16 protein-coding genes and 1 tRNA gene are annotated in these 16,015 nt (G+C 61.7%); 4 read left to right on the top strand and 13 right to left on the bottom strand.

The window, feature by feature from the left end:
• Positions 1-3 precede the first annotated feature (3 nt).
• The gene (locus ACFX4T_RS10370; RefSeq protein WP_216922916.1) at positions 4-480 is read right to left on the bottom strand and encodes an FHA domain-containing protein; all 477 of its coding nucleotides are present in this window, start codon (positions 478-480) and stop codon (positions 4-6) included.
• A 138-nt stretch (positions 481-618) separates the two neighbouring features.
• Entirely contained in the window at positions 619-1,005 is a 387-nt protein-coding gene (gene gcvH, locus ACFX4T_RS10365; protein WP_216922914.1) for a glycine cleavage system protein GcvH, read from the bottom strand.
• Positions 1,006-1,122: 117 nt separating this feature from the next.
• Here gcvH and ACFX4T_RS10360 point away from each other — a divergent pair, with 117 nt between their 5' ends.
• Entirely contained in the window at positions 1,123-1,704 is a 582-nt protein-coding gene (locus ACFX4T_RS10360) for a hypothetical protein (protein WP_223948611.1), read from the top strand.
• An 81-nt stretch (positions 1,705-1,785) separates the two neighbouring features.
• Here ACFX4T_RS10360 and ACFX4T_RS10355 read toward each other — a convergent pair whose 3' ends face one another.
• Positions 1,786-2,994, bottom strand: a complete 1,209-nt coding sequence (locus ACFX4T_RS10355; protein WP_377651725.1) for an MFS transporter — start codon at positions 2,992-2,994, stop codon at positions 1,786-1,788.
• Between the two features lie 175 nt (positions 2,995-3,169).
• On the opposite strand from ACFX4T_RS10355, the gene ACFX4T_RS10350 reads away from it, so the two are divergent.
• Positions 3,170-3,616, top strand: a complete 447-nt coding sequence (locus ACFX4T_RS10350) for a MarR family winged helix-turn-helix transcriptional regulator (protein ID WP_216922909.1) — start codon at positions 3,170-3,172, stop codon at positions 3,614-3,616.
• 158 nt (positions 3,617-3,774) lie between these two features.
• Here the strand turns inward: ACFX4T_RS10350 and ACFX4T_RS10345 are convergent.
• From ACFX4T_RS10345 to ACFX4T_RS10300, 10 genes are all read right to left on the bottom strand, one after another.
• A tRNA-Pro gene (locus ACFX4T_RS10345) sits at positions 3,775-3,851 on the bottom strand.
• A 141-nt stretch (positions 3,852-3,992) separates the two neighbouring features.
• Positions 3,993-5,543: a ribosome biogenesis GTPase Der gene (der, locus tag ACFX4T_RS10340; protein ID WP_216922908.1), complete on the bottom strand. Its 1,551-nt coding sequence runs from the start codon at positions 5,541-5,543 to the stop codon at positions 3,993-3,995.
• Positions 5,544-5,553: 10 nt separating this feature from the next.
• Complete coding sequence (locus ACFX4T_RS10335; protein WP_377651723.1) at positions 5,554-6,303, bottom strand: lysophospholipid acyltransferase family protein; 750 nt, start codon at positions 6,301-6,303, stop codon at positions 5,554-5,556.
• The gene (cmk, locus tag ACFX4T_RS10330) at positions 6,293-7,006 is read right to left on the bottom strand and encodes a (d)CMP kinase (RefSeq protein WP_216922906.1); all 714 of its coding nucleotides are present in this window, start codon (positions 7,004-7,006) and stop codon (positions 6,293-6,295) included. Before cmk ends, ACFX4T_RS10335 begins: the two co-directional genes overlap by 11 nt.
• A complete protein-coding gene (locus ACFX4T_RS10325) occupies positions 7,006-8,112 on the bottom strand; it encodes a prephenate dehydrogenase (RefSeq protein WP_216922905.1) in 1,107 nt (368 codons plus the stop codon). The genes cmk and ACFX4T_RS10325 overlap by 1 nt, the downstream gene beginning before the upstream one ends.
• Before the next feature lie 3 nt (positions 8,113-8,115).
• Complete coding sequence (locus ACFX4T_RS10320; protein ID WP_216922904.1) at positions 8,116-9,321, bottom strand: pseudouridine synthase; 1,206 nt, start codon at positions 9,319-9,321, stop codon at positions 8,116-8,118.
• A 140-nt stretch (positions 9,322-9,461) separates the two neighbouring features.
• Complete coding sequence (locus tag ACFX4T_RS10315; protein ID WP_216923794.1) at positions 9,462-10,103, bottom strand: SMC-Scp complex subunit ScpB; 642 nt, start codon at positions 10,101-10,103, stop codon at positions 9,462-9,464.
• Positions 10,104-10,110: 7 nt separating this feature from the next.
• The gene (locus ACFX4T_RS10310) at positions 10,111-10,998 is read right to left on the bottom strand and encodes a segregation and condensation protein A (protein WP_377651720.1); all 888 of its coding nucleotides are present in this window, start codon (positions 10,996-10,998) and stop codon (positions 10,111-10,113) included.
• 7 nt (positions 10,999-11,005) lie between these two features.
• On the bottom strand, positions 11,006-11,905 hold the full coding sequence (locus ACFX4T_RS10305) for a ParA family protein (protein ID WP_216922900.1): 900 nt from the start codon (positions 11,903-11,905) through the stop codon (positions 11,006-11,008).
• A gap of 262 nt (positions 11,906-12,167) precedes the next feature.
• Positions 12,168-13,514, bottom strand: a complete 1,347-nt coding sequence (locus tag ACFX4T_RS10300) for a cation:dicarboxylate symporter family transporter (protein WP_377651718.1) — start codon at positions 13,512-13,514, stop codon at positions 12,168-12,170.
• Between the two features lie 139 nt (positions 13,515-13,653).
• Here ACFX4T_RS10300 and ACFX4T_RS10295 point away from each other — a divergent pair, with 139 nt between their 5' ends.
• Together ACFX4T_RS10295 and ACFX4T_RS10290 are read left to right on the top strand one after the other, a co-directional pair.
• The gene (locus tag ACFX4T_RS10295) at positions 13,654-15,300 is read left to right on the top strand and encodes an ATP-binding protein (protein WP_377651717.1); all 1,647 of its coding nucleotides are present in this window, start codon (positions 13,654-13,656) and stop codon (positions 15,298-15,300) included.
• Positions 15,297-16,010: a response regulator gene (locus ACFX4T_RS10290; protein ID WP_223948603.1), complete on the top strand. Its 714-nt coding sequence runs from the start codon at positions 15,297-15,299 to the stop codon at positions 16,008-16,010. Before ACFX4T_RS10295 ends, ACFX4T_RS10290 begins: the two co-directional genes overlap by 4 nt.
• Positions 16,011-16,015 lie beyond the last annotated feature (5 nt).

The raw sequence follows: 16,015 nt of genomic DNA, 5'->3' as shown, positions 1-16,015 counted from the left end.
GGGTCAGACTTGGCCCGCCGGGCGGCCAGGGCTCAAGTAGTAGGTCAGTCGGAACTTGCCGATCTGGACCTCATTGCCACTCTTCAACTGCACCCGATCCACGCGGTCGTGGTTCACGTAGGTTCCGTTGAGGCTGCCCATATCCACGAGTTCGAAGCCCGTGGGAGTTCGGTGGAATTCCACGTGCTTGCGGGACACCGTGACGTCATCCAGGAAGATGTCGGCGTCGGGGTGCCTGCCAGCCGTGGTGGTATCGGCGTCCAGGAGGAACCGGGCTCCTGCGTTTGGTCCGCTGTGCGCGATGAGCAAGGCAGAGTCCGGCGGCAGGGCATCAACGGACGCACGCTCTTCGGGTGCAAGCCTGGGTGCGACGCTGGGCTCGTCCCACGTTGGCGTGATGCTGATCGAGGTGGTCTCCGACGTGGGTTGCTCTTCCGCGCCCTTCCCGACATTGGCTTGATTCTGTTCGCCGCCAACCATGGAATTTCCTCCTCATCCGCCGGCAGTTCCAAACCCTGCCAGCCACTTCCGCCTCCCGGTACCGCCGGGCAAATCGGTTGCTGGCCCGCCTTCCCGCGTCCTTGACTAAAAGAATGCAGCCGGGCGGGCCAGATAACTTTAGCCTACCTGTTGTTCGTACTCCGATGCACTGAGCAGGGAATCCACCGCATCGGCTTCTGCCAGCTTTACTTCAAAAAGCCAACCATCGCCGTAAGGATCGGAGTTGATCAGTGCCGGATCCTGGTCCAAAGAATCATTCCGGTTAATGACTTCTCCGCTAACCGGAGCATAGATATCGCTGACGCTCTTGGTGGATTCAACCTCGCCAACAACTTCATTCCCGGTGATCTTGGTCCCGGGTTCGGGCATCTGGGCGTAAACAACGTCACCCAGGGCGTCCTGCGCGAAGTCGGTGATACCAATCCGCACCACGCCATCGGCGTCAGGGGCAGAAACCCACTCATGCTCTGCGGTGTAGGAAAGATCGGCTGGAATATTGCTCATGGGTCGCCTTTCATCGGGACATTTACGGATCTCGACGGCGGCCCGGGCATCCGGCCACCGCTGAAAGTATAGGCACAATTCCCCTGTGCCTGATGAGGTCTCTGCCATGATTGACCCATGACTGAACAAGCACAAGTACCAGCTCGGAAAAAACGCAATTGGGGCGTAAAAATTATTCTGATCCTGGTGGCATTGCTTGTCGCTGTGGCTGCCTACTTCATCCTTGGCGCCATTCTGCCGCGTTGGTGGTCCGACGTCGTAGCGGGGCAGATCCGGCGGGACCTCGGCGCGAGTGTACTGGTGGGTATGTTTTACGGCTTCGTCTTTACCTTCATTCCCCTCGTGGTGGCGTGGCAGGCAACCCACAAGGCTGTCTCCTGGCCTTGGAAGATCGTCATCCTGTTGGCCGCCGTCGCCATCGCAACGCCGAACCTGCTTACGGCCGGCATTGTGTTCGGTTCCACCGAATCTGCGCACGCCGGCCAGCGAACCTTAAGTGTGGATGCCGGCTTCTTCACCACGTGGACCGCGATCTCGGCCGTGGCGGCTGCAGTGATTTTTGTGGTGGTGACTGTTCTTTGGGCCCTGTGGCGTAGGCGGGGTAAGCAGATGAGGACGCTGAAGCAGGCGGAGAACGAACGCACCCGCGCCGCCAAGAGAGCAGAGCAGGAAGCCCGGGACAGCACTCCTCAGGCATAAGCGGGCCCTGAGACGCTGAAAAGCCCGCCGTGGAACGTTCAAACCGTTCCACGGCGGGCTTTCACTTTCCCGTGGACATCGTCAGGACACGGGCGCACCCTGGGGTTCGCGTTCGACGTCGGGCGTGGTCTTTACTGTGGCAATTCCCTTGCGCTTGGCTGCTGCGGCGGCAGCAAGCATGACCAGCAACGCGGCCACAGTAATCGCGGCTCCTGCCCAGATGGGCGAGGTGTAGCCCAGACCAGCCGAAATGGTGACCCCTCCGAGCCAGGCGCCCAGCGCATTACCCAGATTGAACGCGCCAATGTTGGCACCGGATGCCAGCGTGGGAGCGGAGGAGGCAAAGTGCATCACGCGCATCTGCAGCCCGGGGACAGTAGCGAAACCGAAGCCGCCCATGAGGGTCAGCGAGACCAGGGTTGCGATGCTCCTGGACGCGGTGAGGGCAAAGAAGCCCAGGACCAGTACCAAGCCGGCAAGGATAATCACGAGTGATCCGTCCAGGTTTTTGTCGGCCGCCTTCCCACCGAGGAAGTTGCCGACGAACAGTCCGCCGCCGAAGAGCACCAGCAACCACGGGACGGCGCCCGCCTCAAACCCGGAGACTTCAGTAAGCGTGAAGGCTATGTACGTGAAAGCGCCAAACATGCCGCCAAAGCCCAAAATCGTCACCAGGATGGAAAGCCAGACCTGGCCGGATTTGAAGGCACCCAGTTCACTACGGAGGCCCTTGGTTTGCTCAGTACTCCCCTTGGGCACCATCAGCGCGATACCAAGCAGTGCAAGCACTCCTATTCCGGTGATGGCCCAGAACGTCGAACGCCAACCAAAGTTCTGGCCGAGGAGAGTACCGAAAGGAACGCCAAGGACGTTGGCAGCAGTAAGTCCAGTGAACATGATGGCAATGGCACCGGCCTTTTTGTGTGCGGGAACCAGGCTGGCTGCTACCACCGAGCCGATTCCGAAGAACGCACCGTGGCACAACGCCGCAATGATGCGGCCCACGAGCATCGCCGCGTACGAGTCGGCAATGGCGGAGAGGAAGTTGCCGAGGATGAACAGAACAAGCAGTCCAACAAGGACGGGCTTGCGCGGAAGCCTGGTAACGGCGGCAGTCACCAGGAGGGCACCAACCGTAACGCTGAGCGCATAGCCGGAAATGAACCAGCCTGCCGAGGCCTCGCTCACCTGGAAATCTGCCGCTACTTCCGGCAGAAGGCCCATGATGACGAATTCGGTTAATCCGATGCCAAATCCGCCAAGGGCGAGGGCGATCAACCCTGCGGGCATATGGAACTCCTTAAATGGGTGGCTCCCAAAAGCAAAGTGGATGTGCGCCTCGGGGAACCCGTAGAATAATAGTTGCAGACGCTGTGTATATAGTTGCACACGCTAGATAATTGCGCAAGCAACTACTTTCAGGCGGCTGCACTGATACGCAAACCAAGGCAGGAGCACAACAGGCATGGGCATCAAGGATGACGCCGTAGAAGTACGGGCACAGGGGTGGCGCACCCTCGCTGCCCTGCACGGGAGCATCGAAGCAGAACTCGAGAAAGCCCTCCAGGCTTCCACCGAGCTCTCGGTGGTGGAATACACGGTTCTTGACGCCCTGAGCCGCCAGGACGGGTGGCACATGCGCATGCAGCAGCTTGCCCGCGCCACGGCTCTTTCCAGCAGTGCAACCACCCGCCTGGTCAACCGCCTGGAGGACCGGGGGCTGCTGACGCGGATCCTCTGCGCGGATGATCGTCGCGGGATCTACACCGAGCTAACGGTCGCCGGCCAAAAGCTTCTTGAGGCGGCAAAGCCCGTGCACGATGAGACCTTGGCGTCGGCCCTGGAAGCCGCCGAGCAGGTTCCGGAACTCGAACCCCTGGTGCGCGCACTGGGAGCGCTGCAGAAGGCCTAGGCAGGCGCAAAACCCGGTCTTGTTCGCTGAACTTGCCCTACAAAGTCGAGTTCAGCGAGCAAGAGCACACTTTGTTGCCGATAGCCCTGAGCCGGGGCCACTCGCTCGTTAACGACCAAAGGCCGGAACCCCGCGTTTCCGCGTGATTCCGGCCTTATTGGTCGGGCTGACAGGATTTGAACCTGCGACCCCTTGACCCCCAGTCAAGTGCGCTACCAAGCTGCGCTACAGCCCGCTGGTTCCACCGTTCTCCGCCCAGGTTTTCCTCCGAAGAGTCCCACCTAAGCAGTCCGGCCGAACCACCTCCAAAAGCTTACACGAAGTTGGAGGGTGCCAATGCCATCAGAGCCAAAGTCGGCTGTGATGCCCGTCTCATTTAGCGCTTCTTGCCGCGCTTCTCACGAACGCGCATGTTGACCTCGATGGGCGTGCCTTCGAAGCCGAACGTTTCGCGCAAGCGACGCGTGATGAAGCGGCGGTATCCGGGATCCAGGAAGCCCGTGGTGAACAGCACGAATTTCGGCGGGCGGCTGGATGCCTGGGTGCCAAAGAGGATACGCGGTTGCTTGCCACCGCGAACCGGGTGCGGGTGAGCAGCAACCAATTCACCTAGGAAGGCATTCAGGCGGCCAGTGGGGATACGGCGGTCCCAGCTTTCCAGCGCCGTATCCAAGGCAGGAACCAGGCGGTCCTTGTGCCAACCGGTCTTCGCGGAAATGTTCACTCGCGGAGCCCACTCAACGTGGGCCAGGTCCTGCTCAATTTCACGCTCGAGGTAGCGGCGGCGTTCGTCGTCCAGCAGGTCCCATTTGTTGAACGCGAGCACCAGGGCACGGCCGGATTCAATCGCCAACTGCAGAATGCGGACATCCTGTTCGCTGAGGACCTCGTCCACGGCGAGGAGCACGACGGCGACCTCCGCCTTTTCGAGCGCGGCCTGCGTACGCAGTGACGCGTAGAAATCGGCGCCCTGTGCCATGTGCTGACGACGGCGGATACCTGCAGTGTCTACGAAACGCCAGGTCCGGCCGCCAAGTTCAATGAACTCGTCTACGGGGTCCCGCGTTGTGCCGGCCAGCGGATCAACCACCACGCGCTCGGAACCTGCCAACTTGTTCAGCAGCGAGGACTTTCCAACGTTTGGACGGCCGATCAGGGCGATGCGACGCGGTCCACCGGAACGCTCCACGCCCTCCACCAGGGAAAACTCGGGCAGGGTGTCCATAACGTGGTCCAGGAGGTCGGCTACGCCGCGGCCGTGGAGGGCGGACACCGGATAAGGCTGGCCGAAACCAAGGCCCCACAATGCTGCGGAGTCAGCTTCCTGCGCGAAGTCATCCACCTTGTTGGCCACCATGATGACCGGCTTCTTGCTCTTGCGCAGCATCTTCATGACGCCTTCATCCGTTGCAGTCGCGCCAACGGCGGAGTCCACGACGAAGAGAACAGCGTCGGCAAGCTCAACGGCCATCTCGGCCTGCTCGGCTACACGGGCGTGGATGCCCTTGGCATCGTGTTCCCATCCGCCGGTGTCTACCAACGTGAAGTTGCGGCCGTTCCAACGTGCGGAGTACATAACGCGGTCGCGCGTAACACCCGGGGTGTCCTCAACGACAGCTTCACGGCGTCCCAGGATGCGGTTGACCAAGGTTGACTTGCCCACGTTGGGACGGCCAATGATGGCAAGCACCGGATCCAGCTTGAGGGGACCTTCGTCGCCTTCGTCGTCGTAATCGCCGCTAAGCAGCGCAGCGTCGTCTTCGTCGAGGTCGTAATCATCCAGGCCCGCCCGGAGGGTGGCCGCACGGAGTTCGGCCTCTTCATCGTCCAGGGCAGCCAGGTTCTCAGCCACCTGGTCGGTGCCGGTGGGCGTGTATTCGTCGTCGCCGGCTCCGTGGAGGCCGGATTTTTGAGTCGTATCGCTCATTGCACGTTCCTTAATGGTGGTCTGCCGGCGTCCCGGCTACTTCTGTTTGGCGGTGCTGCTGTGTGGATGGTCCGGACGGAGGTTCCTGGGGAAGGCCCTGCCCTGTGGTCCTGACTGCATCCTGGACGTGTCCGGCCAGTGCATCGCGGATTGCCGCAGCCGCCCTGTCCATTGAAACACGCCCCGGTTCGCCCTTCCGGCGCTGCACCGTGAGGGGTTCGCCGAAGCTGACATACAGCGTACGGCGGGGTTTGGGTATGTGGTCGCGGTGCTCATCGCCTTGGCGGGTTCCAAGGATCGCGACTGGTATGACGGTGGCCCCGGAGTTGATGGCGAGCCAGGCGACACCATTGCTGATGCTGTCAGCGGAGCCGCTCCCCCGGGTACCTTCGGGCAGGATCCCAACGCAACGGCCGGCGTCGAGCAACTGCTTGCCCACGTGCAGTGCGCTGCGGTCACCGCTTCGGTCCACGGGAATCTGCCCTGATCCCTTGAGGACGCGCCCCAGGAATCCACGGAACATCTCTTTCTTGACCAGGATGTGCATGGGACGCGGCGAAGCGCCGAACATCACGGGACCGTCCAGGAAGCTGATGTGGTTGCCCGCAAAGATCACTGGACCGGCGGCGGGTATGTTGCTCTTGCCTGACACGACCGTCCGATAAATGACGTGATCCAGGATCCAGCCAACGGGACGGCTCCATATGCGTGTCCACTTGGCTGGAAGGCCGAGCGCAAGAAACTGCTTATTAGTCGCCATAGATGACCTTGCTAACGATCGCCAGGGCCGTTTCCACTGTTTCCTCAAAGTCCAGGTCCGAGGAATCGAGCGTCACAACGCCGTCAGCGGCTTGGGTGAAGTTCACCACCGTGGAGTCCTTGGCATCGCGCTGGGTCACCTGCGCGGCAAGCTGTTCCTTGCTTTGCGTCCCGCCCAACTGGATACCACGACGCCGGAGCCTGGCCTCTTCGCTTGCGGTCAGGAGCATGCGGACCTCGGCGTTCGGGGCAACCACAGTGGTGATATCGCGCCCCTCCACCACCATCCGGTGATGGTGCTGGTCGATGAGCTGGCGCTGGCGGCGGATCAACTCCGTGCGGGCACCCAGCGTAGTAGCGACGGCGCTCACCGAGGACGAAATCAAAGGATCACGGATTTCATCGGTAATGTCCGTGCCGTCTACAGCCACATATTCGGTAGCGGTGCTGGTGCTGATTTCCAGGGGCATGACCTTGGAAGCCTGCTCCACCGCAGCGCCGTCCTGGAGGTCGAGTCCTGTTTTGAGGCAGTACCACGTGAGTGCGCGGTACATCGCACCGGTATCCAGGTACGCCAGCTTCAAGCGCCGGGCAACTTCCTTGCTGACGCTGGACTTGCCAGACCCCGAGGGGCCGTCGATCGCGATCACGAGCGGCTTGCCGGGGCGGGCGACTGTCTCCGGCCCAAAGAATTCACGCGTCATTACTGGAGTACCCGCCATCCACGGTCGGTCAAGGCTTCAACAAGGAGGTCGTGCTTGCTCGGCAGGACTGAGAGCTCCACCATGCCCACGTTCTGGCCCGATGAATGATCGAGCCGGAGGTCTTCGACGTTCACGCCGATCTCGCCAATTTCGGTCAGGAGCTGCGCGATCTGCCCGGGCTTGTCATCCACGAGGATCGTAAGCCAGGAATACGCTTGTGGAGGCCCACCGTGCTTGCCCGGAATCCGGGCCTGCCCCGCGTTGCCTTCACTGATGAGCTGGGCGAGATCCAAACGCGCTCCGGGTGCACCTGGCGCTTCCAAAGTCCCGATCAAGCGATTCAGGTCCTCACGAACGCCGTGCAGGATGGAAACAACCTTTTCCGCGTTGCCACCCAGTATCTGCACCCACAGGGTGGGATCACTGGCGGCGATGCGGGTGGTGTCCCGCAACCCGTTTCCCGCCAAGGACAGGGCATGCAGGGGTGTCCCCTGCAAGCGGCTCGCCAGAAGCGAAGACATGATTTGGGGCAGATGCGATACCAAAGCCACCGCTTCATCGTGCTCATCAGCAGTGAACTGGGAGACGATGGCCCCCAGGTCCCCTGCCAGCGAACGCGCCGTTTGCAGTGCGTCGGTGTCGGTTTCCTCCGTTGGGCAAACCACCCACGGCATGGACGTGAAAAGCTCGCCCCTGGCTGCAACCGGCCCCGACTTTTCCCGGCCCGCCATCGGATGGGTCCCCACGTACCTGGCCAGATCCACGCCGCGCTCCCGCAATTGGGACTGGATCGTGGCCTTGACGCTGGCAATGTCAACGACGACGGCGGACGGGTAGTCTGCCAGGGCCTTCTCCACGACGTCTGCCGTCACGTCAGGCGGTGCAGCGACAACAACCAACTGAGGTTGCTCGTCAAGCTCAGCCAACGGCCGGCCAGCACCAATGTCCACCGCGACCGCCTGGTTAGTCGGCGAGGGGTCGAAAAGAAAAACGGGAACCCCACGTCCGCGCAGGCCAAGGCCAATGCTGGCTCCAAGCAGGCCTGTACCGAGAACGACGACCGGGCCATCGAGATGGCCCCGGCCGTGCGAGCGGAATGCCGACATGCCTTAGAGCCCCACAGATGCCAGTAGGTGACCGACTTCCTGCCTACCGAGGTTGCGGATGCTTCCTTGGCGCTGGTCTCCCAGGCCAATGGGACCGATCTTGACACGGACAAGACGCTCCACCGGGAAACCAACAGCATCGAACATACGGCGAACTATGCGGTTCTTGCCCGAGTGCAGGACAACCTCAATGAGGACGTGGCCAGGGGTGGAGTCAACAAGCCGGAAGGAATCCACAGTTGCCAAACCGTCTTCAAGCTCGACGCCGGACTTCAGCTGCGCGCCGACGCCCTGCGGGAAGGGGCCGCGCACCTGAACCAGGTACGTCTTGGGCACCTCATACGAAGGGTGGGTCAGGCGGTTGGCGAGTTCGCCGTCGTTGGTCAACAACAGCAGGCCTTCAGTGGCGACATCCAAACGCCCGACGTGGAAGAGCCGTTCACCCTTGGCGTTCTTCAGGAAGTCGCTGATGCACGGCCGGCCCTCGGGGTCTTCCATGGTGGAAACAACGCCCTTGGGCTTGTTGAAGACCATGTAGACGAGGGTTTCGTCGAGCTGGATGCGGATACCGTCAACGTGGATCACGGCGGTTTTGGGGTCGACACGCATGCCAAGCTCGGTGGTGACCTGGCCATCGACCTCGACGCGGCCTTCGAGGATCATTTCCTCACACACGCGACGTGAAGCGACGCCGGCCTGCGCCATGACTTTCTGCAGGCGCACGCCATCGACATCATGGAGGTCCGACTGCGGGACTTCCTGGCGTGGACCGCGGTTGCGGGCGGGCTTGCGGATGGGGCCCAGGTTCTGGCCGAAGCGTTCGCTGCCAAAGGCCTTGGAGCCGTATTGCTTGGCGGGCTTCGCCTTGGGCTTCAACGCACCAGGCGTTCCAGGAGCCTTGCCGAAGCCGGGCTTGTTGGAGCCTGGCTTACGGAAGGGCTTGGCAGGCTTGGAGGCCTGACGAGCGTCGTAGCTGCCAGCAGTTGTGGGGTTGTCCGGATCGAAGGGAGCCGCTTCCCGAGGCTTGGCAGCCTTGAAGGGACGGCCTTCGCCCTGGTTGAAGTTGCGCTTTCCAGCGCCGGCGCTTCCGCCGCGGCCGGAGAAGCCGCCGGCGTTGGAGCGGCCCGTGCCGCCCCTTGCCTCATTGCGTCCAGAACTGTTGCGTCCCGAACCGTTACGTGGTGAACCCTGGCGTCCCGCCTGTGTCATGACCCGTCCTTGTTAGTAATAGCCGGCATTCGGTGCTGCAATCAACACTAGCCAGCCGGGCAGACATCGTCTGCCCCTTGTTGCCGTGGCACCGTGCAGCGGTGCCGTGAATCAGTATGTAGTTCTCGTGCGGTGCCGGCTTACATCCGGCTGGCGTCGTAGTACTCGTCGATCCCTTCCAAACCCGGAAGGTGCGGCGAGAGCTGGGGCAGTTCTGCCACCGAGCCGATTCCCATCCGTTCCAGGAAGTATGAGGTTGTCCTGTACAGCACAGCCCCTGATTCGGGATCGTTCCCGGAGTCTTCGATCAGACCACGCTGGGTTAGGGTCCGGACCACAGAATCGACGTTGACGCCTCGAATTGCAGAAACCCGGGCCCTGGAGACCGGTTGCCTGTAGGCAATGACCGCCAAGGTTTCAAGCGCTGCCTGAGTGAGCCTGGTGGTCTGCCCCTCGAGGACGAACCTGCCCACGATGTCCGCAAAATCAGACCGTGAATAGATCCGCCACCCACCAGCGACGTTCCGCAATTCAAAACCCCGGGGGGCAGAGCTGGCAACGGCAAAGCCGACAGCATCCACGTCCGGGGCTTTAACAGTATAGCCGCTATACTCCCGCTGCAGGTCCTGCAGCAAATCCTCGACGACGGCGACCGTTACGTTCAAGCCCGCAGCCAACTCCTCCGAGGTGGCCGGCTCGTCGATGACCATGAGCACAGCTTCCAACGCTGCGCGTGCCCCGCCGGGCAAAGTTTCAAGCTCAGCAAGGCCGGCTTCGGCCATGTCCTGCTCAGTCACTCGCTGTCCCTTCGCTCGTTTCCTCGTACTCTTCGCTCAGGTTCGAACTGTCCCATTCGGCGACGTCTCCGCTCCACCTAACGGTCAGCTCTGCCAAGGGACCTGCCTGTTCGAAGGCCACAACCCTGTCCCGGAACATCTCCAGCAAGGCCAGGAACCGGGCCACGACAACGAGGGTTGTCTCGGCGTCCGCTATCAACGCGCGGAAGGAAAGCGGGGCTCCACGTTGAAGCCGGTATCCGATGATCTCTGCCTGCTCCTTGACGCTGACCGGTGGCGCGTGGAGGTGGTCCAATCCCACCTCTGCAGGCGCCGCGTCTTTCGGTTTCAGCGCCTTGGCGGCAAGCTCCGCAAATTGTTGGGGGGTGTGCCGCCACACGAGTTCCGGCAGCAGCGCCGCGAAATGGCCTTCCAGCGCCACCTGGCGCGGGTATCTCCGGTCTTCTTGTTCGAGCGTTTCACTGATGAGACCTGCTACCTGCTTGAACGCCTTGTACTGGAGCAAGCGGGCGAACAGCAGATCCCGGGCTTCCAGGAGCGCAATATCTTCCTCATCCTCTACTTCGCCAGCGGGAAGGAGCCGGGCAGCTTTCAGGTCCAGGAGCGTGGCGGCAATCACCAGGAATTCGCTCGCCTCGTCCAACGCCCAGTCTTCCCCCAGTTCCTGGAGGCGGCGGATGTACTTGATGAACTCATCGGTGACCGTGGCCAGCGCCACCTCGGTGATGTCCAGCTTGTGCTTGGATATCAGGCCCAGCAGGAGGTCGAACGGCCCCGTGAAGTTTGCGAGCCGAACCTCAAATCCCGCCTTACGGGCGTCGGAAGCGCCGGCGTCGGGTGTTTTTTCCGGACTTTCCGCCTCGGCGACTGACCGTCCCACGTGTTCGCTACGGCGCGCCGCCGCGCGAGATAAGTTCCTTTGCGAGGCGGCGGTAGGCGTCTGCACCGATGTGGTTGCCGGCATAGCTCGTAATAGGCTCAGCGGCGACGGTTGCGTCCGCGAACTTAATGGAACGCTTGATGACGGTCTCGAAAACTTTGTCGCCGAACGCCTCCACGAGGCGCGATATAACTTCGCGGCTGTGCAGGGTGCGGGCGTCGTACATGGTGGCGAGGACCCCGTCCACCTGCAAACGCGGATTCAAACGGTCCTGCACTTTCTCGATGGTTTCCACGAGGAGCGCTACTGCGCGAAGTGCGAAGAACTCGCAGATCAACGGAATGATGACGCCGTGGGCGGCTGTCAGCGCGTTGACCGTCAGCAGGCCCAGCGATGGCTGGCAGTCGATCAGCACGACGTCGTAGTCATCTTCAACCCTCTTGAGCGCGCGGTCCAGGACTTGCTCGCGCGCCACTTCGTTGACCAGTTGAACTTCAGCCGCGGAGAGATCGATGTTTGCGGGCAGAAGGTCCACGCCTTCCACTCCGGTCTGCTGGATGGCATCGCGGATGTCCACTTTGCGGTCCATGAGGACGTTGTAGACGGTGAGGTCGAGTTCGTGCGGATTGGCGCCGAGCCCGGCAGATAGGGCACCCTGTGGGTCAAAGTCCACCAGGAGCACACGCCGGCCGTATTCCGCGAGCGCCGCCGCAAGGTTGATGGTGGACGTGGTTTTGCCCACGCCGCCCTTCTGGTTAACCATGGCAATGACCCTTGCAGGGCCGTGGGAGGCAAGCGGAGCGGGTTCCGGAAAGTCGCGGTGAGGACGGCCAGTGGGCCCCATGATGGCGTCTTCCAGATCGAGCTCGGTGTCTCCCAGCGTAGCTGTTCCCCGTTCGCTGCTCACGTATCTAACCACTCTTTCGACGACGATCTTCCCTGCCGCTGTTCCCCTGGGTACAGCGCTGCTACCCACCTAGGCTACAGCCCCCGACACGGCATTTCGGGGAACTTGACTTTCGCTGATCTTTGAGCCTTTACCCTCTAGTTGAGGTCGAAGGTTAGGAGCTTGGGCCTTGTTTCTTTTGCTTGCTCGGCGAACGGCAAAGGACCGACACCCTGCATGGGTGCCGGTCCTTGTTGCTTTGTATCGCGTGAAGCCGATCCTGCTAGATGGCTGCCTTGTGGCGGGTTGCAGGTTCCGGAGCCGCCTCAGCCTCTGCGCCGTGGGCGATCATGGTCGTCTCGTCGAACGGTTCACTGCCGGAGAGGACACGCTCCACCTGGTCGTTGTCGATTTCCTTGACCCAAGTGCCGATCAGAACGGTGGCAACGGCGTTGCCGGTGAAGTTCGTCAGTGCACGGGCTTCTGACATGAAACGGTCGATGCCAACGATCATGCCCACGCCGCCCAGGAGCTCGGGCTTGTGTGCCTGCAGGCCAGCGGCAAGCGTTGCAAGGCCGGCTCCGGTGACGCCTGCGGCGCCCTTGGAAGCGATGATCATGAACACCAGCAGCGAGATCTGGGCACCCAGATCCAGCGGCGTACCCATGGCGTTGGCGACGAACAAGGAGGCCATGGTGAGGTAGATGGCCGTGCCGTCAAGGTTGAAGGAGTAGCCGGTGGGTACCGTCACGCCGACGACCGGCTTGGAGACACCGAGGTGTTCCATCTTGGCGATGAGGCGGGGCAGGGCTGCCTCGGAGGAGGACGTGGAGAAGATGAGGAGGTATTCCCGGGCCAGGTACTTCATCAGCTTGAAGATGTTGACGCCGGCCACCGCACGGAGCAGGGAGCCAAGGATGACCACGATGAACACGGCGCAGGTGATGTAGAACGCCAGCATCAGCGTGAACATGCTGAGGATTGCCTGGGCGCCAGTGGCACCAACGACGGCGGCGATCGCACCGAAAGCGCCGACTGGAGCCAGCCACATGATCATGATGAGGATCCGGAAGACAAGGCGCTGTCCGTGGCCGATTGCGGTAAGGATCGGAGTGCCCTGCTTACCCATCTTCTGGAGCGCGAAGCCCACCAGGATAGCTGCCAGGAGCGTGGGCAGGACGGGAATGTCGCTGGGGATGATGCCCATAAGGAAGTCCACGGTGCTGTCCGTGGCCGCTTTCTTGTTGGGATCGTACGGAGTCAGCTTCAGGCCTTCACCCGGGTGGATGAGGTTGCCGACAACGAGGCCGATAGCCAATGCGAAGGTCGACATGGCCACGAAGTAGCCGAGTGCGAGTCCGCCGACCTTTCCGACGGTGGCAGCTTTGGCGATGGAACCGATGCCAAGGACGATGGTGCAGAAGATGACCGGAGCGATCATCATCTTGATGAGCTTGATAAAGCCGTCCCCGAGCGGCTTCAGGGACTTTCCAACCTCAGGGAACAGCAGGCCGACCACAGCACCGAGCACTACGGCCAGGATGACCGCGATGTACAGGTAATGCGACTTGTCGAGCCCCCTGCGTCCACCGGTGGCGGCTACTGCCGACTCTCCTCGTTGAGAGGTCATGGGATTCTCCTTCTGGATACTGTGTAAGGCGCTGCGGTCCTGCACTTGTGTCCAATCCGCTGCCCTTGTGTGATATCCATCATTCAGCCACGGGTGACACACATCACCGTTGCGGTCATATTGGTCATGGGAGGCCTACTTGTTTCATCGCTGGAGCATCGCGCGCCGCTTGTTCGTGGCAAACCTGCTGTTCGTGCTGGTGCTGACGGCTGTCTTTGGTGCGTTCTCGGTACTGGAGGCGCGGGACAGGGCATACGAGGATGCGGGCAGCCGGATGCTTGCGATCGCAACGTCCATTGCCAACAACCCCCTCGTATTGCAGGCGGCGGCAACTTCTGATCCGTCGGCAATATTGCAGCCCTATGCGCTGGAGGTCATGAAGGACGCCGACGCGGATTTCATCACCATCATGGCTCCCGACCGGACCCGATGGACCCATCCACGTCCCGAAGAGCTGGGCAAGCCCTATATCGGCACGATCGAGCCTGCCCTTCGAGGTGAGACTTTTACTGAAGTCACTGCCGGCACATTGGGGCCCTCCGTCCGGACCATCGTGCCTGTGAAGGACTCCGGTGGAACCGTCAAGGCCTTGGTGGCTGCAGGCATCACCGTAAGAACAGTGGATACCGATGTCGCCGAAAGGCTGGGAGTGATTGGCGGCATCGCGCTGGTGGTGTTGTTCTTTGGCTCCATAGCCTCCTGGCTGCTCGGACGTTACCTGCGATCCGTGACGCGGGGCTGGGGTCCGGAACAGCTCGCGCAGCTCTTCGCCTACTACGAATCAGTCCTGCACTCCGTCCGGGAAGGCGTGATCCTGATCGATACCCGGGGAAAAGCCGTGATGTACAACGATCAAGCCGCGGAGTTGCTGGGGCTGGAACCTTCCGATGCCGACCGCTCCCCCGAAAATGCTCCCAAGCTGTCCGACCTCCCCTTCGACGGCAGCCTGCGAGCGCTTTTCGAATCCGGCAGGCCGGCCCACGACGAAATCCATTTGACTGGCTCACGGATCCTGGTGGTAAACCAAGCCCCTGCCGTGGGCCCGGTTCCTGCCCGCAGCCGGCAAAAGCCATCGGTCTATGGCACCGTGGCCACCATTCGTGACCGCACCGAGATTGAGTCCTTGGGAACCGAGCTGGAAACAATGAAGACTCTCTCGGATGCGTTGCGGGCCCAGACCCATGAACACGCCAATCGCCTCCACATGATTGTTTCCCTTCTTGAGTTGGGCCGCACGCCGCAGGCGCTGGAGTTCGCCACGAAGGACCTGGAGCTCAGCCAGCAGCTCACGGACGACATGCTTGCGTCGGTGGATGAACCGGTGATGAGTGCTTTGGTGATGGGCAAGGCCGCCGAAGCGCATGAGCGCGGAGTCGAACTGGTGGTTCGGACATCGGGGAGTTCGGGTGTCCGTGGTCTGGAAATCCAGGACCTCGTGACGATTCTGGGAAACCTCCTGGACAATGCCATTGATGCAGCGGCGTCCGGTGAGATGCCCCGAAAGGTGGAACTGGACGTCGAAGCCGGTGCTGCTGCTGTCGAATTCACCGTTCGGGATTCCGGACCCGGCATTGATCCTGAATCGATTGATGACGTGTTGCAGTACGGGTACAGCACCAAGTCGTCCCAAGACGATCCCCGCGGAGCCCATGGCCGCGGGGTTGGCCTTGCCCTGGTGCGGCAGGCTGTCCAGCGGCTGAACGGTACTATGACCATCAGCAATCCAGGCGGCGCCCAGTTCCATGTTGTGCTGCCCGCACCCATTCCCGAGGAAGAGAAGGCATGACAGACATCCGCGTCCTGGTGGTCGAGGACGAGCCCATCGCCTCGGACGCCCACTCCATTTACGTGGGCAGGCTCCCAGGGTTCACGCTGGTGGGAACGGCTCCGGATGGTCAGTCTGCACTGCGCATCCTTGGCGAATTCGCTGCCTCCGGCTCGCCCGTGGACCTGGTCCTGCTTGATATGAACCTGCCGGACCTCCATGGGCTGGATGTTGCCCGACGCATGCGCTCGGCGGGAGTCTTCGCCGACATTATTGCCATCACAGCCGTCCGTGAACTGAACATCGTGCGCAGCGCCGTTTCCATCGGCGTCGTGCAGTATTTGATCAAGCCATTCACTTACTCAACCTTTGCCGACAAGCTGAACAGCTACCGCACTTTCCGTGACCAATTGGCGGGCTCGGTGTCCGGCATCTCCAAGGCCGGTGCTTCGCAGAACGATGTGGACCAGGCCTTCGCGAGTCTTCGGGCACCAACGGAACTACCACTGCCGAAGGGTCTGTCCGGTTCCACACTGGAGTCGGTAAAGGATTTTGTCCGCGCCCGGCAACAAGCGGTATCCGCGAGTGAAGTCATGGATGCCTTGGGAATGTCGCGGGTCACGGCCCGCCGGTACCTTGAATACCTGGCCGACGCCGGGACGGTTACCAGGGCGCCGCGGTACGGAACACCAGGCCGTCCGGAGAACGAGTACGGCTGGAACCGGGGCTAGCCTTC

The sequence above is a fragment of the Paenarthrobacter sp. YIM B13468 genome (assembly GCF_042788025.1).
Taxonomy (GTDB): Bacteria; Actinomycetota; Actinomycetes; order Actinomycetales; family Micrococcaceae; genus Arthrobacter; species Arthrobacter aromaticivorans.
This window is presented reverse-complemented; position numbering and strand designations above follow the sequence as displayed.